At 70.7% G+C, this 20,430-nt stretch carries 18 protein-coding genes; 11 read left to right on the top strand and 7 right to left on the bottom strand.

Going from position 1 to position 20,430, the window contains the following annotated elements:
* Nucleotides 1-309 precede the first annotated feature (309 nt).
* Nucleotides 310-1,815 (bottom strand): peptide MFS transporter, encoded by a 1,506-nt coding sequence (locus tag ACZ4MF_RS40555; RefSeq protein WP_467498253.1) that lies wholly within the window; start codon nucleotides 1,813-1,815, stop codon nucleotides 310-312.
* A 494-nt stretch (nucleotides 1,816-2,309) separates the two neighbouring features.
* On the opposite strand from ACZ4MF_RS40555, the gene ACZ4MF_RS40560 reads away from it, so the two are divergent.
* Nucleotides 2,310-2,987 (top strand): response regulator transcription factor, encoded by a 678-nt coding sequence (locus ACZ4MF_RS40560; RefSeq protein ID WP_020940464.1) that lies wholly within the window; start codon nucleotides 2,310-2,312, stop codon nucleotides 2,985-2,987.
* Between the two features lie 53 nt (nucleotides 2,988-3,040).
* On the top strand, nucleotides 3,041-4,312 hold the full coding sequence (locus ACZ4MF_RS40565) for an ATP-binding protein (protein ID WP_467498255.1): 1,272 nt from the start codon (nucleotides 3,041-3,043) through the stop codon (nucleotides 4,310-4,312).
* A 76-nt stretch (nucleotides 4,313-4,388) separates the two neighbouring features.
* On the opposite strand, the gene ACZ4MF_RS40570 is transcribed toward ACZ4MF_RS40565, so the two are convergent.
* A complete protein-coding gene (locus ACZ4MF_RS40570) occupies nucleotides 4,389-4,895 on the bottom strand; it encodes a GtrA family protein (protein ID WP_467498257.1) in 507 nt (168 codons plus the stop codon).
* Nucleotides 4,896-5,077: 182 nt separating this feature from the next.
* Between ACZ4MF_RS40570 and ACZ4MF_RS40575 the strand changes: the two genes are divergently transcribed.
* Genes ACZ4MF_RS40575 through ACZ4MF_RS40585 form a run of 3 tightly spaced genes read left to right on the top strand, consistent with a single transcriptional unit; the run spans nucleotide 5,078 to nucleotide 7,992 of the window.
* Nucleotides 5,078-6,271 carry a 5-(carboxyamino)imidazole ribonucleotide synthase gene (locus ACZ4MF_RS40575; RefSeq protein WP_467498259.1) on the top strand — a complete coding sequence of 398 codons (1,194 nt, stop codon included), beginning with the start codon at nucleotides 5,078-5,080 and terminating at the stop codon, nucleotides 6,269-6,271.
* Nucleotides 6,268-6,801, top strand: coding sequence for a 5-(carboxyamino)imidazole ribonucleotide mutase (purE, locus tag ACZ4MF_RS40580; protein WP_356035532.1), 534 nt, complete (start codon nucleotides 6,268-6,270; stop codon nucleotides 6,799-6,801). Before ACZ4MF_RS40575 ends, purE begins: the two co-directional genes overlap by 4 nt.
* Nucleotides 6,802-6,807: 6 nt before the next feature.
* Nucleotides 6,808-7,992 (top strand): dipeptidase, encoded by a 1,185-nt coding sequence (locus ACZ4MF_RS40585; RefSeq protein ID WP_467498261.1) that lies wholly within the window; start codon nucleotides 6,808-6,810, stop codon nucleotides 7,990-7,992.
* Here ACZ4MF_RS40585 and ACZ4MF_RS40590 read toward each other — a convergent pair.
* Nucleotides 7,935-9,089 (bottom strand): alkene reductase, encoded by a 1,155-nt coding sequence (locus tag ACZ4MF_RS40590; protein ID WP_467498263.1) that lies wholly within the window; start codon nucleotides 9,087-9,089, stop codon nucleotides 7,935-7,937. The genes ACZ4MF_RS40585 and ACZ4MF_RS40590 overlap by 58 nt on opposite strands.
* Before the next feature lie 61 nt (nucleotides 9,090-9,150).
* Here ACZ4MF_RS40590 and ACZ4MF_RS40595 point away from each other — a divergent pair, with 61 nt between their 5' ends.
* Nucleotides 9,151-9,510 (top strand): MerR family transcriptional regulator, encoded by a 360-nt coding sequence (locus ACZ4MF_RS40595; protein WP_467498265.1) that lies wholly within the window; start codon nucleotides 9,151-9,153, stop codon nucleotides 9,508-9,510.
* Between the two features lie 126 nt (nucleotides 9,511-9,636).
* Nucleotides 9,637-10,698: a dipeptidase gene (locus ACZ4MF_RS40600; protein WP_467498267.1), complete on the top strand. Its 1,062-nt coding sequence runs from the start codon at nucleotides 9,637-9,639 to the stop codon at nucleotides 10,696-10,698.
* A gap of 115 nt (nucleotides 10,699-10,813) precedes the next feature.
* Here ACZ4MF_RS40600 and ACZ4MF_RS40605 read toward each other — a convergent pair whose 3' ends face one another.
* Nucleotides 10,814-12,157, bottom strand: a complete 1,344-nt coding sequence (locus tag ACZ4MF_RS40605) for a UDP-glucose dehydrogenase family protein (RefSeq protein ID WP_467498319.1) — start codon at nucleotides 12,155-12,157, stop codon at nucleotides 10,814-10,816.
* A gap of 188 nt (nucleotides 12,158-12,345) precedes the next feature.
* Between ACZ4MF_RS40605 and ACZ4MF_RS40610 the strand changes: the two genes are divergently transcribed.
* Nucleotides 12,346-13,503: an acyl-CoA dehydrogenase family protein gene (locus tag ACZ4MF_RS40610; protein ID WP_356035522.1), complete on the top strand. Its 1,158-nt coding sequence runs from the start codon at nucleotides 12,346-12,348 to the stop codon at nucleotides 13,501-13,503.
* A gap of 164 nt (nucleotides 13,504-13,667) precedes the next feature.
* Nucleotides 13,668-14,033, top strand: a complete 366-nt coding sequence (locus ACZ4MF_RS40615) for a four-helix bundle copper-binding protein (RefSeq protein WP_467498269.1) — start codon at nucleotides 13,668-13,670, stop codon at nucleotides 14,031-14,033.
* Nucleotides 14,034-14,092: 59 nt separating this feature from the next.
* Here ACZ4MF_RS40615 and ACZ4MF_RS40620 read toward each other — a convergent pair whose 3' ends face one another.
* On the bottom strand, nucleotides 14,093-15,397 hold the full coding sequence (locus ACZ4MF_RS40620; protein WP_467498270.1) for an LCP family protein: 1,305 nt from the start codon (nucleotides 15,395-15,397) through the stop codon (nucleotides 14,093-14,095).
* A 118-nt stretch (nucleotides 15,398-15,515) separates the two neighbouring features.
* Here ACZ4MF_RS40620 and ACZ4MF_RS40625 point away from each other — a divergent pair, with 118 nt between their 5' ends.
* A complete protein-coding gene (locus ACZ4MF_RS40625; RefSeq protein WP_467498272.1) occupies nucleotides 15,516-16,076 on the top strand; it encodes an acyl-CoA thioesterase in 561 nt (186 codons plus the stop codon).
* A gap of 7 nt (nucleotides 16,077-16,083) precedes the next feature.
* Here the strand turns inward: ACZ4MF_RS40625 and ACZ4MF_RS40630 are convergent, their stop codons facing one another.
* The gene (locus ACZ4MF_RS40630) at nucleotides 16,084-17,589 is read right to left on the bottom strand and encodes an LCP family protein (RefSeq protein ID WP_467498274.1); all 1,506 of its coding nucleotides are present in this window, start codon (nucleotides 17,587-17,589) and stop codon (nucleotides 16,084-16,086) included.
* Nucleotides 17,590-17,717: 128 nt separating this feature from the next.
* On the opposite strand from ACZ4MF_RS40630, the gene ACZ4MF_RS40635 reads away from it, so the two are divergent.
* Nucleotides 17,718-18,746: a glycosyltransferase family 2 protein gene (locus ACZ4MF_RS40635; protein WP_356035509.1), complete on the top strand. Its 1,029-nt coding sequence runs from the start codon at nucleotides 17,718-17,720 to the stop codon at nucleotides 18,744-18,746.
* A 39-nt stretch (nucleotides 18,747-18,785) separates the two neighbouring features.
* Here the strand turns inward: ACZ4MF_RS40635 and ACZ4MF_RS40640 are convergent, their stop codons facing one another.
* The gene (locus tag ACZ4MF_RS40640; RefSeq protein WP_467498277.1) at nucleotides 18,786-20,423 is read right to left on the bottom strand and encodes an LCP family protein; all 1,638 of its coding nucleotides are present in this window, start codon (nucleotides 20,421-20,423) and stop codon (nucleotides 18,786-18,788) included.
* Between the last annotated feature and the right edge of the window lie 7 nt (nucleotides 20,424-20,430).

Here is a 20,430-nt window from a genome sequence, read left to right on the forward strand (position 1 = left end):
CTGGTCACACTTCCGTAGACACAGCCAGGCACGAGCCCGCCGCTCCCACTACAAACGTCGAGGGCACAACCCCCAGATGCGGTTGCAGTACTAGGGCCTGTCGTCACATTCCCGCCTGCCGTGCGCTGTCTGGCACGCGCTCCCCCGGAGGGGGCACCCCCAGCCGCGTTGTCGTCGGTCGCCGACGGGCCCGCGGTCGCACACCGAGGCCGGCCCCCAGGGCGCTGCGCGCTGCCTCGCGCATACCAAGAGGGCCGCCGCACCCATGTGGATGCGGCGGCCCTCTTCGGCCAGACCCAGCGGCAGTGACTAGTGCACGTCGCCCATCAGCTTGTTGACCTTCTTGCGGTACATCCACACCGCCGCACCGGCGAGCACGGCGAGCACGGCCTCCAGGGCGACGAAGCCCTGCTTGTCGAGGTTGACGCCGCCGACGGCCGGGTTCGAGAGCAGCGCGGTGATCGAGTCGCCCGCGGTGACCGCGAGGAACCAGACACCCATCATCTGGGAGGCGTACTTCTTCGGCGCCATCTTCGTCGTCACCGACAGGCCGACCGGCGACAGCGTCAGCTCACCGATGGTCTGCACGAAGTAGATACCGACGATCCACATCGCGGCGGCCTTGTGACCGCCCTCGGCGATGGACAGCGGAGCGAGGAAGACGAAGAAGGAGACACCGATCAGCACCAGACCGGATGCGAACTTCACGATCGTGCTCGGCTCGCTGCCGCGCCGGTTCAGCCACAGCCACAGCCAGGCGAAGACCGGCGCCAGCGCCATGATCATGACCGGGTTGACCGACTGGTACCAGGAGACCGGGAAGCCCCAGCCGAAGATCGTGTTGTTGGCCGAGCTGCTCGCGAACAGCGACAGGGTCGAACCACCCTGGTCGTAGATCATCCAGAAGACGGCGGCGGCCACGAAGAACCAGACGTACGCCGTCACCTTCGACTTCTCGCCCGCGTCCAGGTCCTTGTCCCGGCGGATGCGGGCGATGACCAGGACCGGCACGATCAGGCCGATGATCGTGAGCGGGATCAGCGCCCAGTTCAGCGTGAAGTGACCGGTGCCGCCGACGACGCCGTAGAAGACGGCCGCGACGGCCAGCCAGATCAGGCCCTTGCGCAGGGTCGCGGACCTCTCCTGGGCGGTCAGCGGGGTCGGGACCTCGCTGCTCTTCTCGCTCAGGTGGCGGCCGCCGAGCAGGTACTGGGCCAGACCCAGCGCCATGCCGAGCGCGGCGAGCGCGAAGCCCAGGTGCCAGTTGACGTTCTCGCCGACCGTGCCGATGACCAGGGGCGCGACGAAGGCGCCGACGTTGATGCCGATGTAGAAGAGCGTGAAGCCACCGTCACGGCGGGGGTCGTCGGCGCCCTTGTAGAGGTGGCCGACCATCGTGGAGATGTTGGCCTTCAGCAGACCGGAACCGATGGCGACCAGACCCAGGCCGACGAAGAAGCTCGCGGCGACGGGCAGGGCCAGGCACAGGTGGCCGAGCATGATGATCAGGCCCGCGACGGCGACCGTCTTGCGGGGGCCGAGCACGCGGTCGGCGAACCAGCCGCCGGGCAGGGCGAGCAGGTACACGAGCGACACGTACACCGAGTAGATGGCGGTCGCCGTGCCCGCGCTCAGGTGGAGGCCACCCGGGGCCACCAGGTACAGCGGGAGCAGGGCCCTCATGCCGTAGTAGGAGAAACGCTCCCACATCTCGGTCATGAAGAGGGTGGCCAGGCCGCGGGGGTGGCCGAAGAAGGTCTTCTCGGAGCCGGGGGTGCCCGGGCGGACCGAGTCCTTCGTCAGGCTGGACGCCATGGTCGTTCCTTGCTGGTCGGGACGCGCTGCTGGAGCGTTGCGCGCCCGGTGGGGGTGTGGCCGGCACCGGCGAGGTCGGTCGTCCACCCCCACGCCGAGGGGGAGTCCGTCTCCGGATCACGGAAGCGGCGGACGGCGACCACCGGGATCCACGCCCCGACGCGACGGTGCGTCCGGGGCCCGGCCAGAGGTCATTCCTTTCAAGGCTGGCGGTCGCCAGCCCGTACACAAAAGAGACCTTCAGCGTCAGATGCCCGCCAAAGGTCCCCGGATGTACTACAGGCGTTCACGTCACTGTACGGCAGGACACTGCCGGATATGGAAGGACTTGAGACGCGGATCACAGGTGTCAAGGGAACCGCAGGAACGATTTCGAAGGTCCCTCCACGATCGCATCTCCGGACCGATGGTCCGAACCAGCAGTTCAGCAAGGTAAGAGTTCCAGGAAGCGATCACACCCCAGCGAGGCGCGCGGGCGGTCTACCATCACCTCTATGACCCGTGTACTGCTCGCCGAGGACGACGCGTCCATCTCGGAGCCGCTGGCTCGCGCCCTACGCCGGGAAGGTTACGAGGTCGAGGTGCGCGAGGACGGCCCCACCGCGCTCGACGCCGGAATGCAGGGCGGCGTCGATCTGGTCGTACTGGACCTGGGACTGCCCGGCATGGACGGCCTGGAGGTCGCGCGCCGGCTGCGGGCCGACGGCCACACCGTGCCGATCCTCATCCTGACCGCGCGGGCCGACGAGGTGGACACCGTCGTCGGTCTGGACGCGGGCGCCGACGACTACGTCACCAAGCCCTTCCGGCTCGCCGAACTGCTCGCCCGCGTACGGGCCCTGCTGCGCCGCGGCGCCGCCGAGCCGCAGCAGCCGCCGGCCACCCACGGCGTCCGGATCGACGTCGAGTCGCACCGCGCGTGGATGGGCGACGAGGAACTCCAGCTCACCGCCAAGGAGTTCGACCTGCTGCGGGTGCTGGTGCGCGACGCCGGCCGGGTCGTCACGCGCGACCAGCTGATGCGCGAGGTCTGGGACACCACGTGGTGGTCGTCCACCAAGACCCTCGACATGCACATCTCCTGGCTGCGCAAGAAGCTCGGCGACGACGCGGCGAACCCTCGCTACATCGCCACGGTCCGCGGCGTGGGCTTCCGCTTCGAGAAGAGCTGAGCCCCGCCGGGGGGCCGTGCTCCCTCCGGGCCGATCACCTCAGGTAACGGAACATGCGCCGACGTCTCATCCAGTCCACCCTCGCCGTCGTCCTCGTCGTGATCGCCGTCTTCGGCGTCTCCCTGGTGATCGTCGAGTCCCGGACGATCAGCAACAGCGCCCAGGAGCGGGTGGACTCCGAGGCGGTGCGGCTGGCCAGCATCGTGGACAGCAGGGTCCTCGCCGCGGAGAACGTCAACGCGGACGTGCTGCGCAATCCGGTCAGCAAGGAGCAGTACGCGGTCATCCGCATGCCCGGACAGCCCCCGATCGAGATCGGCACCAAGCCGCAGGGTGACGTGATCCACTCCACCCAGCACGGCGAGGAGGGCGAGACGGTCACCGTGCAGGAGCCGCGCTCCGCGGTGACCCGGGAGGTCGGCCGCACCCTGCTGATCATCGGGCTGGTCGCGCTGCTCGCCGTCGTCGCCGCCGTCCTGCTCGCCGTCCGCCAGGCCAACAAGCTCTCGTCCCCGCTGACCGATCTCGCCGAGACCGCCGAGCGCCTCGGCTCCGGCGACCCGCGCCCACGGCACAAGCGCTACGGCGTCCCCGAGCTGGACCGGGTCGCCGATGTGCTGGACTCCTCCGCCGAGCGGATCGGGCGGATGCTGACCGCCGAGCGACGGCTCGCCGCCGACGCCTCCCACCAGCTGCGCACCCCGCTGACCGCGCTCTCGATGCGGCTGGAGGAAATCACCCTCACGGATGACCCGGACATCGTGAAGGAAGAGGCGAACGTCGCGCTCACCCAGGTCGAGCGGCTCACGGACGTGGTCGAGCGGCTGCTGACGAACTCCCGCGACCCGCGCACCGGCTCCGCCGTCACCTTCGACCTGGACGAGGTCATCCAGCAGCAGCTCGCCGAGTGGCGGCCCGCCTACCGCAGCGCCGGCCGGGCCATCGTCAGCTCCGGCAAGCGCCATCTCCAGGCCGTCGGGACGCCGGGCGCGGTCGCCCAGGTGCTGGCGGCGCTGATCGAGAACTCCCTCATGCACGGTGGCGGCACGGTCGCGCTGCGTACCCGGGTCACCGGCAACCAGGCCGTGGTCGAGGTCACCGACGAGGGCCCCGGCGTCCCGGCCGACCTCGGCGCGCGCATTTTCGAGCGCACGATCAGCGGCCGCAACTCCACGGGGATCGGCCTGGCCGTCGCCCGCGACCTCGCGGAGGCCGACGGCGGTCGTCTGGAGCTCCTGCAGACCGCGCCCCCGGTCTTCGGCCTGTTCCTCTCCCGCACCCCGCCGGCCCGCAAGGCGGACGAGAGCCGGCCGACGGTCCGCTGAGGCACAGAAAGCCGAGGCACAGAAAAGTGGGCCCCCGGTCGGGGGCCCACTTCGTGCTGCTCGGTGTGCGCGTGTCCTACGGGACTCGCTGCGTCTTCGGTTCCGGCTCGGTCCGCGACGTCTGCGACGCGGCCGCCAGGATCGACTCCGCCTCCTGCGCCGGCTGCACCCGGAACACCCAGGTGCGGTACGACCAGAAGCGGAAGAGCGTGGCGACGCCGATGCCCACGAACTTGAAGATGTTGCTCTGCAGCGAGCTGTCCCAGCCCATGCCGTAGGTCGCCGCGTACAGCACGCCGTTCTCGATCACGAGGCCGATCGCACTGAAGAACAGGAACAGCGTGAGTTCCTTGGTGCGGCCGCTCTTCTCACGGTCCCGGTACGTCCAGTAACGGAAACCGACGTAGTTGAAGGCGATGGCGACCACGGTCGCGATGATGCTCGCGCGCACGACCGGCAGGCCGGAGGCGTGTCGCACCAGGTTGAAGACAGCGAGATTGACAAAGATGCCCGCGACACCGACGGTGCCGAACTTGGCCACCTCGCGCACGAGTCGTTGCAGCCCCGAGGAACGAGGTTCCATGGCTGGGCAGCTCCCGTCGGTAGGTTTCGTCAGCCCAGCCATGCTAACCAGGTGAACCGGCCGCCGCCTGCGCTCCAGGCCACAGCTGGGAAACAGTCCGGAAAGAGGTCGGGAAGCCCGCGGTAAGAGGCCGTGCGAGGGACGCGATCCGGCTGCCTCGAAGTGGCCGATACGCTATAGGCGTGACGTTCCCGGTAGTCGGCATGGTCGGCGGGGGGCAGCTCGCGCGTATGACGCACGAAGCGGGCATCCCGTTGGGCATCAGGTTCAAGCTCCTCAGTGACACCCCTCAGGATTCCGCGGCGCAGGTCGTGAGTGACGTCGTCATCGGCGACTATCTCGATCTGGACACGCTGCGTGACTTCGCGCGCGGGTGCGATGTGATCACCTTCGATCACGAACACGTGCCCACCGAGCACCTCAGGGCCCTGGAGGCGGACGGCATTCCCGTGCGCCCTGGGCCCGACGCGCTGGTGCACGCCCAGGACAAGGGCGTGATGCGCGCGAAGCTCGACGCGATCGGCGTTCCGTGCCCCCGGCACCGGATCGTGGCCGACCCGGAGGACGTGGTCCGCTTCGCTGCGGAGCTCAGAGGGGGCGGGCACGAAGTGCCCTCCGGCAAGGGCGGTGGCGGGCGACGGACGGGCGGCTTCCCGGTCGTCCTCAAGACCGTCCGCGGCGGCTACGACGGCAAGGGCGTGTGGGTCGTGGAGACCCCCGAGGAGGCCGCGGAGCCGTTCCGTGCCGGTGTCCCGGTCCTCGCCGAGGAGAAGGTCGACTACGTCCGCGAGCTGTCCGCCTGCGTCGTCCGCTCCCCGCACGGCCAGGCCGTCGCCTACCCGGTCGTCGAGTCCCGGCAGGTGAACGGCGTCTGCGACACCGTGATCGCGCCCGCCCCCGGCCTGCCCGAGACCCTCGCGCTCCAGGCCGAGGAGATGGCGCTGCGGATCGCGAAGGAGCTCGGCGTCGTCGGGCATCTCGCCGTCGAGCTGTTCCAGACCCGTGACGACCGTGTCCTCGTCAACGAACTGGCGATGCGACCGCACAATTCCGGCCACTGGACCCAGGACGGCGCGATCACCAGCCAGTTCGCCAACCACGTCCGCGCGGTCCTCGACCTGCCGCTCGGCGACCCGCGCCCGCGCGCCCCGTGGACGGTCATGGTCAACGTCCTGGGCGGCGACTACCCGGACATGTACTCCGCGTACCTGCACTGCATGGCCCGCGACCCCAAGCTCAAGATCCACATGTACGGCAAGGACGTGAAGCCCGGCCGCAAGGTCGGACACGTCAACACCTACGGCGACGACCTGGACGACGTGCTGGAGCGCGCCCGTCACGCTGCCGGCTACCTGAGAGGCACCATCACCGAATGAGTACCGCCGCCGGCCCCGTCGTGGGCATCGTCATGGGTTCGGACTCCGACTGGCCCGTCATGGAGGCCGCCGCCCAGGCCCTGGACGAGTTCGAGATCGCCTACGAGGTCGACGTCGTCTCCGCGCACCGCATGCCGCGCGAGATGGTCACGTACGGCGAGCAGGCCGCCGACCGCGGCCTGAAGGTGATCATCGCGGGCGCGGGCGGCGCCGCCCACCTGCCCGGCATGCTCGCCTCCGTGACCCCTCTGCCGGTCATCGGCGTGCCCGTGCCGCTGAAGTACCTGGACGGCATGGACTCGCTGCTGTCCATCGTGCAGATGCCGGCCGGTGTGCCCGTCGCCACCGTCTCCGTCGCCGGCGCCCGCAACGCCGGACTGCTCGCGGCCCGGATCCTCGCCACGCACGACGAGGACCTGCTGCACAAGATGCGCGACTTCCAGCACGACCTCAACGACCAGGCCACCGAGAAGGGCAAACGGCTGCGCGCCAAGGTCGAGGGGTCGAGCGGCTTCGGCTTCGGGAAGTAAGACGTAATGACCTCAACTGACGAAGCACGGTCCCTGCTCCGCGAGTTCCCCGTCGTCGACGGCCACAACGACCTGCCCTGGGCACTGCGCGAACAGGTCCGCTACGACCTCGCCGCCCGCGACATCGCCGTACCGCAGAACGAGCACCTGCACACCGACATCCCCCGCCTGCGCGAGGGCGGTGTCGGCGCGCAGTACTGGTCGGTGTACGTGCGCTCGGACCTGCCCGGCGCGGTGCCGGCCACCCTCGAACAGATCGACTGCGTACGGCAGTTGATCGCCCGGCACCCCGCCGACCTGCGGGCCGCGCTGACCGCCGCCGACATGGAGGCGGCGCGCGCGGAGGGCCGTATCGCCTCCCTGATGGGCGCGGAGGGCGGGCACTCGATCGACAACTCGCTGGGCACCCTGCGCGGTCTGTACGAGCTGGGCGTGCGCTACATGACGCTCACCCACAACGACAACAACGACTGGGCGGACTCGGCGACCGACGAGCCGAAGGTCGGCGGTCTGTCGGCGTTCGGCCGCGAGGTCGTCCGGGAGATGAACCGCCTCGGCATGCTGGTCGACCTCTCCCACGTGGCGGCCACGACGATGCGGGCCGCGCTGGACACCACGTCCGCGCCGGTGATCTTCTCGCACTCCTCCGCGCGCGCCGTGTGCGACCACCCGCGCAACATCCCGGACGACGTGCTGGAGCGGCTGCCCGCCAACGGCGGCATGGCGATGGTGACGTTCGTGCCGAAGTTCGTGCTCCAGGCGGCCGTCGACTGGACCCTGGCCGCCGACGAGAACATGCGCGCGCACGGCTTCCACCACCTCGCCTCGACGGCGGAGGCGATGAAGATCCACCGCGCCTTCGAGGAGCGCAACCCGCGCCCGATCGCCACGGTGTCCACGGTGGCGGACCACCTGGACCACATGCGCGAGGTGGCCGGCATCGACCACCTGGGCATCGGCGGCGACTACGACGGCACCGCCTTCACGCCGGACGGCCTGAACGACGTCTCCGGCTACCCGAACCTGCTCGCCGAGCTGCTGGAGCGCGGCTGGTCCAAGGCCGACCTGGCCAAGCTGACCTGGCAGAACGCCGTGCGGGTGCTGGGCGCCGCGGAGGACGTGGCCCGCGGTCTTCAGGCGACGCGCGCCCCGTCCAACGCCACGATCGAGTCGCTCGACGGCGACGTCTGAGCGTCGGGCGCGTCGAGGGCGGGGTAGTCGTTGTAGCCGGCGGCCCCGCCCACGTACATGAAGTACCGGTCCCGGACCGGGTTGAGGGGTGCGCCGCGGCGCAGTCGCTCGACCAGGTCCGGGTTGGCGAGGAACGGCCGGCCGAGCGCGACCAGGTCGGCCCCGGCGGCCAGCATCTCCCGGGAGGCGCGGGCGACGGCCTCGCCCGACAGGTCGGTCAGGTCCGGGTTGCCGATCAGGACGCCGGGCCAGGCGGCGCGGATCCGCCGGTACCAGCCGGCCGCCGGGTCGGAGCGCACCAGGTGCAGATAGGCGAGGTCGAGCCCCGTCAGCCGGGCGAGGAGCGTGGCGTAGAGGCCGTCGGTGTCCTCCTCGCGCACGCCGTTGACGGTGGAGGCGGGGGAGATCCGGACGCCCACCCGGTCGGCGCCGACCGCGTCGGCCACCGCCTCGGTCACCTCCACCGCGAACCGCACCCGCCGCCCGGCCGGGCCGCCGTAGGCGTCGTCGCGCCGGTTGGTGTTGTCCGCGAGGAACTGGTGCAGCAGCATCCCGTTGGCCGCGTGCACCTCGACCCCCTCGAAGCCCGCGTCGACCGCCCGTCGCGCGGCGGCGGCGAAGTCGGCGATCGTCGTACGGATGTCGTCGGCGGTCATCTCCCTCGGCACGGCGGCCGGACGGTGTCCTCCGGCAGTGAAGATCGTCTCCGGCAGCGGCACGGCGGACGGGGCGACGGGGGTCAGCCCGGTGGTCGCCGGGTGGCTGACGCGGCCGCCGTGCTGGAGCTGGAGGAACATCCGCCCGCCGGCCGCGCGGACCGCGTCGGTGACCTTCCGCCAGCCCTCCTGGTGCCGGTCGGTGTGGATCGCGGTGATGTCCGGGTACGTCTGCCCGACCGCGTTCGGCGTCGAGCCCTCGGCGACGATCAGCCCGGCGGAGGCCCGCTGGGCGTAGTGGGTGACCATGAGGTCGGAGGGGGTGCCGTCGGCCTCGGCGCGATTGCGGGTGAGCGGGGCCATCACGAGGTGGTGGGGGAGTTCGAGCCGGCCGAGCCGGGCGGGGGCGAGGAAGTCTGTGGTGTCCGTTGTCCGCGTCATGCCGGCACGGTAGAACTTGACACCGATGTGAGATTCAAGCCCTCATCCGGCGGAGGCGGACATGCGGATCGGCGAACTGGCCCGGCGCACCGGGGTGAGCGAGCGGTCGCTGCGCTACTACGAGACCCAGGGTCTGCTCGCCGCCGAGCGCACCCCCGGCGGCCATCGCGACTACCCCGAGCCGGCCGTCGACCGGGTCATCAGGATCCAGGAGCTGTACGCGGCCGGGCTGCACAGCGAGAAGATCCGGCAACTGCTGCCCTGCATGCGCGACCAGGACGGCGGCCCCTCCGCCATCGCCACCCCGCGCCTGGTCGAGGACCTCACCGCCGAGCGTGCCCGCATCGACCGGATGATCGCCGACCTCGTACGCTCCCGCGACACCCTGGACGAGGTCATCCGCACGGCACGCGACAGCTGACCGGCGTACCCCCGAACGCCCCACTCACCAGGAAGCTCCCGCTCCCTCCGTGCGACCGTGACGAGTACGCCTTCACCACGAGGTAGCTCAACCACGACGTAGCTCACGACGACGTACGGAGCCGCCATGGCCGACCTCCAGCACGGCATACCCACGACCACCGAGGCCGGCGCGGGCGAGGGCCTGCCGGACGACCCCTTCGCGCAGGACGATCCCGGCGCGCTCCTGGTGCGGGCCCACGCGCTGCTCTCCGAGCACCCCGTCGCCGACGGCTACAGCGGACTGCCCTGGGCCCTGCGCCATCTGCCCTGGTACGACCTGGAGCTGGGCGAGGCGGCCGTCGACACCGATGTGCCCCGGATGCGCGAGGGCCACGTGGGCGTGGTGTTCTGGTCGCTGCACCTGCCCGAGGGCCCCGGCGGCGACCGGGCGACGGCGGCGACCCTGGAGCAGCTGGACCAGGTGCGCACGGTGATCGAGTCGCATCCGGAGGGCCTGCGCCTGGTGGGCACCGCGGGCCAGGTCATCGACGCCCGCAACTGCGGCCGGGTCGCCGTGGTGCCGGGCCCCGCGTACGCCGCCGCGCTCGACGACTCCCTCGGCATCCTGCGGATCCTGCGCACCCTCGGCCTGCGCGTCCTCACCCTGACCGGTACGGCCTGGGCGGGGGAGCGGGGGCTGAGCCGGTTCGGCGAGGAGGTGGTCCGCGAGATGAACCGCATCGGCGTGCTGGCGGACGTCTCCGGCGCCTGTGCCGCCACCGTCGAACGCACCCTCGCCCTGTCCAAGACCCCGGTGCTGTGCACCCGCTCCGCCGCCCGCGAGCTGCGCCCGCACCCGGCCAACCTGACCGACGAGCTGCTCACGGCGCTGGGCGCGGCGAAGGGGGTGTGCATGGTGCCGCTGACCGCCGAGCAGACCGGGCCGACGGTCAGGGACGTCGCCGACCATCTCGACCACGTCCGCGACGTGGCCGGCCCGCAGTGCGTCGGCCTGTCCGGCACCTACGACTCCGGCGCCGTCCACCCCCGGGACCTCGCCGACGCCTCGCGCTACCCCCACCTGATCGCCGAGCTCCTGCGCCGCGGCTGGGCCGAGACCGAGCTGTCCCTGCTGACCTGGGGCAACGTCCAACGGGTGCTCCGCAGCGCGGACTTCATGGTCCGGGCGGCACAGCGGCGCGCGTGAAGCGCGGCGATTCACAGGCAGTTCACCGGCCGGGTATGTGTCCGGTGGTGCAGAATGCGGGAGGACGCCGGTTCGGCCGACTGAGCCTCGGCCGAACCGGCGTCGTCCCGGACGGCTACGCCGTGGGGCGGCCCATCGCCCGGTACGTCCAGCCCGCCCGGCGCCACAGCTGCGGGTCGAGCGCGTTGCGCCCGTCCAGGATGAGGCGGGCCGCCGCGACCTCGCCGAGCGCCGCCGGGTCCAGCTCGCGGAACGCGCGCCACTCGGTCAGGTGCAGCACGGCGTCGGCGCCGCGCACGGCCTCCAGCGCCGAGTCGGCGTAGCCGAGCGTCGGGAAGACCTTGCGGGCGTTGTCCATGCCCTTCGGGTCGTACACGGTGACCTGGCCGCCCTGGAGGTGGATCTGACCGGCCACGTTCAACGCGGGCGAGTCGCGGACGTCGTCCGAGTCGGGCTTGAAGGTGGCGCCCAGCACCGCGATCCGCCTGCCGAGGAAGGATCCGCCGCCGAGCGCCTCGCGGGTCATCTCGACCATCTGACCGCGTCGGCGCATGTTGATGGAGTCGATCTCGCGCAGGAAGGTCAGCGCCTGGTCGGCGCCCAGCTCGCCGGCCCGCGCCATGAACGCCCGGATGTCCTTCGGCAGACACCCGCCGCCGAAGCCGACGCCCGCGCGCAGGAACTTGGCTCCGATCCGCTCGTCGTACCCGATGGCCTCCGCGAGCTTCACCACGTCACCGCCGGCGGCCTCGCACACCTCCGCCATCGCGTTGATGAAGGAGATCTTGGTGGCGAGGAAGGAGTTCGCGGCCGTCTTCACCAGCTCGGCGGTCGGGAAGTCGGTCACGACGAACGGCGTGCCCTCGCCGACGGGGACGGCGTACACCTCGCGCAGCAGCTTCTCGGCGCGCTCCCCGCGCACGCCCACCACGATCCGGTCCGGGTGCAGGGTGTCCTGCACGGCGAAGCCCTCGCGCAGGAACTCCGGGTTCCAGGCCAGCTCCGCCTCCGCGCCCACCGGGGCGTTCGCGGCCAGGTACGCCGCCAGCCGCTCGGCCGAGCCGACGGGCACGGTCGACTTGCCGACGACCAGGGCCGGGCGGTCCAGGTGCGGGGCGAGCGAGGCGATGGCGGAATCGACGTACGACATGTCGCAGGCGTACTCGCCATGCTTCTGCGGGGTGTTCACGCAGACGAAGTGGACATCGCCGAAGGCGCCGATCTCGGCCCAGTCGGTGGTGAACCGCAGCCGCCCGCTCGACCCCTCGATCCCGGCGACGTGCTTGCGCAGCAGCTCGTCCAGCCCCGGCTCGTACATCGGCGTCTCGCCGCGCTCCAGCAGGGCGATCTTCTCGGGGACGACGTCGAGCCCGAGCACCTCGAAGCCGAGTTCGGCCATGGCGGCGGCGTGCGTGGCGCCGAGGTAGCCGGTGCCGATCACAGTGATCTTCAGGCTCATGGGGGTGCGCTCCAGCTCGGACTCGGGTACGTCGGTGATGCGGCCCCGAGCATAGTCGGGCACCTCACCGGGCAATTTCCCCGCTGTCGTGTAGCTCACGTAGGCGCGGCGCGGGCAGGCCTCTAAAATTTGAGTTACTTAACGGTAATTAGCGTCAGTATCACTGCGTCTTTGGAGCGTGAGAGACCGTGGCCGGATCGGCTGACTTCGACCTGTACCGCCCGTCCGAGGAGCACGACATGCTCCGCGACGCCGTCCGTTCCCTGGTCGAGGCGAAGATCGCGCCGTACGCCGCGGCGGTGGACGAGGAGGCCCGCTTCCCGCAGGAGGCCCACGACGCCCTCGTGGCGGGCGACCTGCACGCCGTGCACGTACCCGAGGAGTACGGCGGCGCCGGCGCCGACGCGCTCGCGACCGTCATCGTGATCGAGGAGGTCGCCCGTGCCTGCGTCTCCTCCTCCCTGATCCCCGCCGTGAACAAGCTCGGCTCGCTCCCGGTGATCCTCTCCGGCTCGGAGGACCTGAAGAAGAAGTACCTGTCCCCCCTGGCCAAGGGCGACGCGATGTTCTCGTACTGCCTCTCAGAGCCGGAGGCGGGCTCGGACGCCGGCGGCATGACGACCAAGGCGGTCCGCGACGGCGACCACTACGTCCTCAACGGCGTGAAGCGCTGGATCACCAACGCGGGCGTCTCCGACTACTACACGGTCATGGCCGTGACCGACCCCGCCAAGCGCACCAAGGGCATCTCCGCCTTCGTCGTCGAGAAGTCGGACGAGGGCGTCTCCTTCGGCGCCCCGGAGAAGAAGCTCGGCATCAAGGGCTCCCCGACCCGCGAGGTCTACTTCGACAACGTCCGCATCCCCGCCGACCGCATGATCGGCGCGGAGGGCACCGGCTTCGCGACCGCCATGAAGACCCTGGACCACACCCGCATCACCATCGCCGCCCAGGCGCTCGGTGTCGCCCAGGGCGCCTTCGACTACGCCAAGGGCTATGTCCAGGAGCGCAAGCAGTTCGGCAAGCCGATCGCCGACTTCCAGGGCATCCAGTTCATGCTCGCGGACATGTCGATGAAGATCTCGGCCGCCCGCGCCCTCACCTACCAGGCCGCCGCCGCCTCCGAACGCGGCGACGCCGACCTCACCTACCTGGGCGCCGCCGCCAAGTGCTTCGCCTCGGACGTGGCCATGGAGGTCACCACGGACGCCGTCCAGCTGCTCGGCGGCTACGGCTACACCCGTGACTACCCGGTGGAGCGGATGATGCGCGACGCCAAGATCACCCAGATTTATGAGGGCACGAACCAAGTTCAGCGGATCGTGATGGCCCGCAACCTGCCGTGACGGCACGGGAGTTCACGGCTCGGTGAAAGGCGCCCTCAGGGGCGCCTTTTCGCTGCCCGGGGGCACTTGCCGACCGGTCGGTCACATGCGGGACCCCGGCGCCTGACATAGGACGGAAGCACGCGGGGGCCCGTCCAAGGGTCCCACTTCCCCCAGGAGGAGCCATGACCCAGTCCGGAATGACGATGAAGCCCATGACGCAGCAGATGCAGGAGTGCGTCGACGCCTGCATGACCGCGCACCGTATGTGCGAGGAGACCATGAGCTCCTGCATGCACATGGGCGGGCAGGTGCAGATGAAGATCATGCGTGCGCTCATGGACTGCTCCGAGACGACCCGCATGTGCGCCGACATGATGATGCGCCGCTCGCCCATGGCGGGCGAGATGTGCGCGATGTGCGCCAAGGCGTGCGACATGTGTGTCGAGGCGTGTATGACGATGCCGGACGATCCGCAGATGATGCGCTGCGCGGAGGCGTGTCGCCGCGCGGCGCAGATGTGCCGGGCGATGGCGGGCGCCGCTATGTGAGAGCGCGGTACGGCGGAGGGCGCCCACGGGGGCGCCCTCGGCTGCGTGCACGGACCGGTCTAGTTGCCGGAGACGGTGACCTTCTGGTCGTTGTTCAGCTCGTCCACCAGCGTCTTCACCTTCGTCTTGTCCCAGACGAGGTTGCCGCCGACCGAGCCGGAGATCGGCATGTTCAGGGACGTGCCGGCACCGCCCTGGACCCCCTTCATCGCCCAGAACATCGAGGCCAGGTCCCACAGGCCCATGTTCTTGTCGACGATCAGCGAGTCCAGGCCCGCGCCCATCACCGGGTAGAACGTGAAGGGGTTCAGGATCGTCGAGGGCGTCGCCACCTGGTGGGCCAGTGCCGACAGGAACTTCTGCTGGTTCTTGGTGCGCTGGAGGTCGCTCGCGGCGAAGGCGTGCCGGGTGCGGACGAAGGCGAGGGCCTGTGCGCCGTTCAGCGTCTGCTGGCCCGCCTTGAAGTTCGCGCCGGACCATTTGTCCGAGAAGCCCTTGTCGATGTTGATCTCGACACCGCCGACCGCGTCCACGATGTTTGCGAAGCCCTGGAAGCCGATCTCCACGTAGTGGTCGATGTGCAGACCCGTGTTCGCCTCGATCGTGCGGACCAGCAGCGTCGGCCCGTCCTCGGCGTAGGTCGCGTTGAGCTTCTCCTGCCGGCCCTGAGTCGGGTAGACCTTCCCGGACGTGGAGCCCTTGTACGACGGGACGGTCACGTTCGAGTCGCGCGGCAGCGAGACCAGCGTGTCGCCGTTGTCGCCGACGTGCAGGATCATCATCGAGTCCGTGCGCTTGCCCTGGGCGGAACCGGTGTGCAGCTTCTGCTCGTCGGCCTTGGACATGCCCTCGCGGCTGTCCGAGCCGACGATCAGGTAGTTCGTGCCCGAGCCCGATGCCGGACGGTCGATGACCGTGGACAGGTCGACCTCGCGGCGCAGCTTGGAGTCGGCCCAGAAGTAGGTCGCGACCGACGTGACGACCAGCACGGTCGCCAGCGTGAGCACGGTCCACTTGATCCGCCGCCGCCAGTTCGGCGCGGGACGCGCCCCTCGGACCGGCGCACCGCCGGGCCCCTCCGGCCCGCCCCCGCCCGGACCGCCGTAGACCTGACCCGTGTTGTAGCCGCTGTCGTACTCGCCGTAACCGTCGTCGTACGACGGCTGCTGCGGCACGCCGGCCGCCCCGTACGGCGGGGCGGCCGGGCCGCGGTTGCCGTACGCCGAGCGCTGCCCGGGCGGTGTCGCCGGGCCGCGCCGCACCTGGCGCATCACCTGGGCGCCCTCCGGCTGTGCGTCGGAGCTGCCGCGCCCGTAGCGCGGGCCGCGGTTGTCGTCGGACCATCCCTCGGGCCAGTCATTCATGGGCCCAGTGTGCAGGGCGCGGACATGGGCCGTACAAGGGCTGTCGGAAAATAGGAGCGGCGCTGTTGCGAAGCCGACACAAATTCCGCGAAGTTCGCATCGGCATAAGGTGGAGGGCATGACAGACCAGGCCACGGACGTGGAACGGGACATGGAACCGGAAATACCGGGCAAGCCGACGTCCGCCTCACGCACCACTCTCAGCCACATCATGACCCACAACGACACCAACCTTCTGGGCACGGTGCACGGCGGCGTGATCATGAAGCTGGTCGACGACGCGGCGGGCGCGGTGGCGGGCCGGCACTCCGGCGGTCCCGCCGTCACCGCGTCCATGGACGAGATGGCCTTCCTGGAGCCGGTCCGCGTCGGCGACCTGGTTCATGTGAAGGCCCAGGTCAACTGGACCGGCCGGACCTCCATGGAGGTCGGCGTCCGGGTCCTGGCCGAGCGCTGGAACGAGTCGGCCCCGGCGACGCAGGTCGGCTCGGCCTACCTGGTCTTCGCCGCCGTCGACGCCGACGGCAAGCCGCGCCGGGTGCCCGCGGTGGTTCCGGAGACCGACCGCGACCGGCGCCGCTACCAGGAGGCCCAGATCCGCCGCACGCACCGCCTGGCCCGCCGCCGGGCGATCCGGGAGCTGCGGGAGCGGCGCCATGCCGAGGGGTTCGAGGACTGACCGGGTCCTAGGACCCCGCGCACACCACGTCGCTGCCGCGCACCGCGCGCGGGGCCGGCTGCCCGGGGTCCTCGAAGCGCACCTTGTGCACGTCCTTGAAGTCCGCCGCGACCGTCAGCCTCAGCAACTGCCCCTGCCCCGGTACGGCCCGCAGCTCGGCGCCCGGCAGGGCCGCGGCGAGGGCGCGGGCGGAGCGGTCCCAGCGGGGGTCGTAGGAGATGACCGAGTGCGGGACATGGGCCGGGGCCGTCACCGGCTGCCGGGTCGTGGTGAAGCCCGCCGCCGCCAGCGCCGCGTCCACCCGCTTGGCCAGTCCCAGGGTGGCCGAGCCGTTCGCCACCTGGACCCGGACCTGCCCCGGATCCACGTCCACCGGGGTCACCGGGGCCGGTGCCGGGCCGTCGTGCCGTGGCTGGTCCGCGGTGAGCGGCTTGTCGTCGCGCAGGGAGGTGAACAGCTCGTCCGCCTTGGCCTGGTCCCACTTCAGGGTCGAGCCGATGCCCCTGACCTCGTAGTTCATCTGCCCGATGGGCACGGTGACGAACTCGGAGGAGGAGGGCGAGAAGTCCCGCATGGCCCGGCCGAGGTCGAGCAGCTCGTCCGTGCCGAAGGTCTCGTCGGCGCGGACCGAGCCGAGCACCGCCCTCGCCACGTCCCTGAACCGCATCGGGTTCAGCAGCACCCCCGAGGAGGCGGCCTTCTCGATCAGCGAGGCCAGGAACCGCTGCTGCCGCTTCATCCGCCCCAGGTCGCTGGTGCCGTCGACGTGCCGGGCCCGCACGTACTGCAGCGCCTGCCCGCCCTTGAGGGTGTGCGTGCCGGGCGCGAGGTCGAGCCCGCTGTACGTGTCCTTCAGCGGGGTCGGCGTGCAGATCTTCACCCCGCCGAGGACGTCCACGGTCTTCATGAAGCTGGTGAAGTCGACCTCCAGATAGTGGTCGATCTTCACATGGGTCATGTTCTCGACCGCGCGGACGGTCAGCTGGGGGCCGCCCTCGGAGTAGGCGGCGTTCAGCCTGATCGGGTGCGCCGGGTGCTGCTGCCCGGTGGCCGCGTCGGTGCGGGCGGGCACCTCGGCGTAGGAGTCGCGTGGCAGGCTCACCACGGTGGCCCGGTCCCGGTTCTCCGAGATGTGCACGATCATCATCGTGTCCGTGCAGTGACAGGGCGCCCCGCCCAGCCGGTACGCCCGCCGCTCCTGCTCGGTGATCTTGTCGCGGCCGTCGGTGCCGACCAGCAGCACGTTCATGCCGTGGCCCGCCCGGGGCCGGTTCTTCATGTCCTTGAACGCGTCGACTCGTGCGATGCCCGCGTCCAGGCTGCTGATCACCGTGTGTCCGATCCCGGCCGAGGCCAGCACCACCACGGACAGTGTGCACAGCGCCCGCATGGCCCAACGCGGCCGGCGGGGAGTGCGCAGGGACCTCACCGGCCGTACGGGCGGGCGCGGCACACGGCGGGGCGGCTGCGGTCGGCGCTGCGGAGGCGCGGGGGACCGGGGCGGGCTGGCCAAGGGGGACACCTCCGGGCGAGGCCGTACGTGGGATCCGTGAGCACGGTAGGCCGATACGATCTCCAGCCCGGTCCTGCGCCCCTGCGGCACGCAAAGGTGTCCCCCGTTCGCGGTAACGTGAGCCCCCTATGAACGCCAAGTCCGACGTGCGGCTCCCCGCTGTTTCCGTGATCATGCCCGTCCTCAACGAGGAGCGGCATCTGCGCGGCGCCGTCCAAGCGATCCTCGCGCAGGAGTACGCCGGCGAGATGGAAGTCGTGATCGCCCTCGGTCCGTCCACGGACCGCACGGACGAGATCGCGGCCCGGCTCGTGGCCGAAGACGCGCGCGTGCACACCGTTGCGAACCCGACCGGCCGTACGCCCGCGGCGCTGAACGCGGCGATCAAGGCCTCCCGGCATCCGATCGTGGTCCGCGTCGACGGCCACGGCATCCTCTCGCCGAACTACATCACGACCGCCGTCCGGCTCCTGGAGGAGACCGGCGCGCAGAACGTCGGCGGCATCATGCACGCCGAGGGCGAGAACGACTGGGAGCACGCGGTCGCGGCCGCCATGACCTCGAAGATCGGGGTCGGGAACGCCGCCTTCCACACGGGCGGCGAGGCCGCCCCCGCCGAGACGGTCTACCTCGGCGTCTTCCGCCGGGAGGCGCTGGAGCGGCAGGGCGGCTACAACGAGGAGTTCATCCGCGCCCAGGACTGGGAGCTGAACTTCCGCATACGGGAGGCCGGCGGCCTGATCTGGTTCTCGCCGGAGCTGAAGGTGTCGTACCGGCCGCGGCCCTCCGTGCGGGCGCTGGCCAAGCAGTACAAGGACTACGGCCGTTGGCGGCACGTCGTCGCGCGCTACCACTCCGGCTCGATCAACCTGCGCTACCTCGCCCCGCCGACCGCGGTGTGCGCGCTGGCGGCGGGCGTCGTGGTCGGCGCCGTTCTCACCCCGTGGGGCTTCGTCGTCCCCGGCGGCTACCTCGCGGCGATCGCCGCGGGCTCCGTCCCGGCGGGCAGGGGCCTGCCCCTGAAGGCCCGCCTGCAGATCCCCGTGGCCCTCGCCACCATGCACATGTCGTGGGGCTGGGGCTTCCTGACCAGCCCGAGGTCGCTGGCGAAGAAGGTCATCGCGTCCCGGCGGCCGGCGGTCCTCAGCTCGCACTGAGCCGGCGAACAGGGCCCCTCTCCGGCAGGGGCCCTTCCGCTACCACTGATACGGCTTGTACACGTCCATGCACTGCGACGTGTCCGAGCCGTTGACGGCGTCGGAGCCCGTGGGGATGTCTCCGGCCTTCGGCTTCGACTGCCGGGGGTACGACGTGCCGGTGCGCCAGTCCGCGCCGACGACGACCGTGACTCCGGACACCCCGGTCGACTGCTGCACCGAACCCGCCGGAACGCCCAGCGCCTTGGCCACGGCCTGGGCGTCGCCCGCCAGGTCCGCGCTCGGGTACTGCACGACCGTCTTGTCCACGGACTGCGTCACGGAGGTGTCCGCCGCCGCCCTCGCGTAGCCCTGCTGCACGAGGACCTGGCTGATCGCCCCCGCCCGGCCCGGCACCGCCGCCTCGGTCGAGCTCTGGGTGGCGTTCTGCACCAGCACTCCGAGCCGGGCCGGGTCCGTCGAGGCGGCCTTGGCCGTCTTCCCGGACTTGTCCGTGTTGTCCGCGTTGTCCGCGGGCTGCTTCGTGTCCGCGCCCTTGCCGCCGCTGTCGTCCTTGCCGTTCTTGTCGAGCGGCACGTCGTCGCGGAGCATCTGCCACAGCTTGTCGGCGTTCGCCGTGTCCGGCACCACGTGGTTCGTGGGGTCCTGCGGATCCTCGATGTTGGGCATCGTCACCGACGTGATGCGGTCGGACGGCACCGACTTCATCTCCATGCCCAGGTCGTACAGCTTCTTGACCGTACCGATCTCCTCGGAGACCTTCAGGGACTTGGTGGCCGCCTCGGCCAGGTTCATCAGGCGCCCGGTGTCGGTGAAGACGTTCTGCTGCCGCAGCGTGCGCATCATCGAGTTCAGGTACATGTGCTGGGCGCGGGCCCGCATCAGGTCACTGCCCCAGGCGTGCCGGGTACGCAGCCACTGCAACGCCTGTACGCCCTGGACCTTGTGCGTGCCGGCCGTCAGCTTCAGCCCGGAACCGCCGCGCTGGGCCGCGGTCGGGTGGTCCCACACGTTCTGCTTCACACAGACGTCCACTCCGCCGATGGCGTCCGCCATGCTCACCACACCGGAGAAGTCGATCGTCATCCAGTGGTCGATGTAGACCCCGGTGAGGTTCTCCCAGGTGGACAGCGTGCAGCCGGCCCCGCCGCGGGCCAGGGTGGTGTTGATGATGTTGTTCGTCGCCGGGTAGACCTTGCCCGTCTCGGAGTCCGTGCACCGGGGGATGTCGACCCGGGTGTCCCGGGGGATGCTCACCATCGCGGCGCTCTTGCGGTCCGCGGACAGGTGGATGAGCATCTGCACGTCCGCGTTCGGAGGGCCCCCGACGCTGTCCCTGCTGCCGCCGAGCTTCAGGTTCTCGGGCGAGTTACGGCTGTCCGAGCCGATCAGCAGGATGTTCAGCGGGGTCTGCCCTGCGGCGTTCGGCGCGGTCTTGTGCGCCTTGGAGTCGCCGCTGCTGCGCGTGCCCTTCTGGATGTTGCCGTTGAGGTGCTGGTAGTAGAGGTAGCCGGCGCCCGCCGCGCCGAGTATGACCACCGCGAGCACGCTCGCCGACCAGCGCAGGGCGCGCCGTCTGCGTCGTCGCCGGTCGGTCTTCGCGCCGCCCGGCGGACGCCCCCCGCCGTGCCGGCCGGAGCCGTCCGCCGCCTCCGTGGACCGCGGCGTGAGCGACATCGTGTCG

The sequence above is a fragment of the Streptomyces sp. NPDC025793 genome, assembly GCF_055558375.1.

What these genes read in the sequence shown, in the direction of transcription:
- ACZ4MF_RS40555 (WP_467498253.1), bottom strand. Translation starts at nt 1,815, where the DNA reads ATGGCGTCCAGCCTGACGAAGGACTCGGTCCGCCCGGGCACCCCCGGC.
- ACZ4MF_RS40560 (WP_020940464.1), top strand. Translation starts at nt 2,310, where the DNA reads ATGACCCGTGTACTGCTCGCCGAGGACGACGCGTCCATCTCGGAGCCG.
- ACZ4MF_RS40565 (WP_467498255.1), top strand. Translation starts at nt 3,041, where the DNA reads ATGCGCCGACGTCTCATCCAGTCCACCCTCGCCGTCGTCCTCGTCGTG.
- ACZ4MF_RS40570 (WP_467498257.1), bottom strand. Translation starts at nt 4,895, where the DNA reads ATGGAACCTCGTTCCTCGGGGCTGCAACGACTCGTGCGCGAGGTGGCC.
- purE (WP_356035532.1), top strand. Translation starts at nt 6,268, where the DNA reads ATGAGTACCGCCGCCGGCCCCGTCGTGGGCATCGTCATGGGTTCGGAC.
- ACZ4MF_RS40585 (WP_467498261.1), top strand. Translation starts at nt 6,808, where the DNA reads ATGACCTCAACTGACGAAGCACGGTCCCTGCTCCGCGAGTTCCCCGTC.
- ACZ4MF_RS40590 (WP_467498263.1), bottom strand. Translation starts at nt 9,089, where the DNA reads ATGACGCGGACAACGGACACCACAGACTTCCTCGCCCCCGCCCGGCTC.
- ACZ4MF_RS40595 (WP_467498265.1), top strand. Translation starts at nt 9,151, where the DNA reads ATGCGGATCGGCGAACTGGCCCGGCGCACCGGGGTGAGCGAGCGGTCG.
- ACZ4MF_RS40600 (WP_467498267.1), top strand. Translation starts at nt 9,637, where the DNA reads ATGGCCGACCTCCAGCACGGCATACCCACGACCACCGAGGCCGGCGCG.
- ACZ4MF_RS40605 (WP_467498319.1), bottom strand. Translation starts at nt 12,157, where the DNA reads ATGAGCCTGAAGATCACTGTGATCGGCACCGGCTACCTCGGCGCCACG.
- ACZ4MF_RS40615 (WP_467498269.1), top strand. Translation starts at nt 13,668, where the DNA reads ATGACCCAGTCCGGAATGACGATGAAGCCCATGACGCAGCAGATGCAG.
- ACZ4MF_RS40620 (WP_467498270.1), bottom strand. Translation starts at nt 15,397, where the DNA reads ATGAATGACTGGCCCGAGGGATGGTCCGACGACAACCGCGGCCCGCGC.
- ACZ4MF_RS40625 (WP_467498272.1), top strand. Translation starts at nt 15,516, where the DNA reads ATGACAGACCAGGCCACGGACGTGGAACGGGACATGGAACCGGAAATA.
- ACZ4MF_RS40635 (WP_356035509.1), top strand. Translation starts at nt 17,718, where the DNA reads ATGAACGCCAAGTCCGACGTGCGGCTCCCCGCTGTTTCCGTGATCATG.
- ACZ4MF_RS40640 (WP_467498277.1), bottom strand. Translation starts at nt 20,423, where the DNA reads ATGTCGCTCACGCCGCGGTCCACGGAGGCGGCGGACGGCTCCGGCCGG.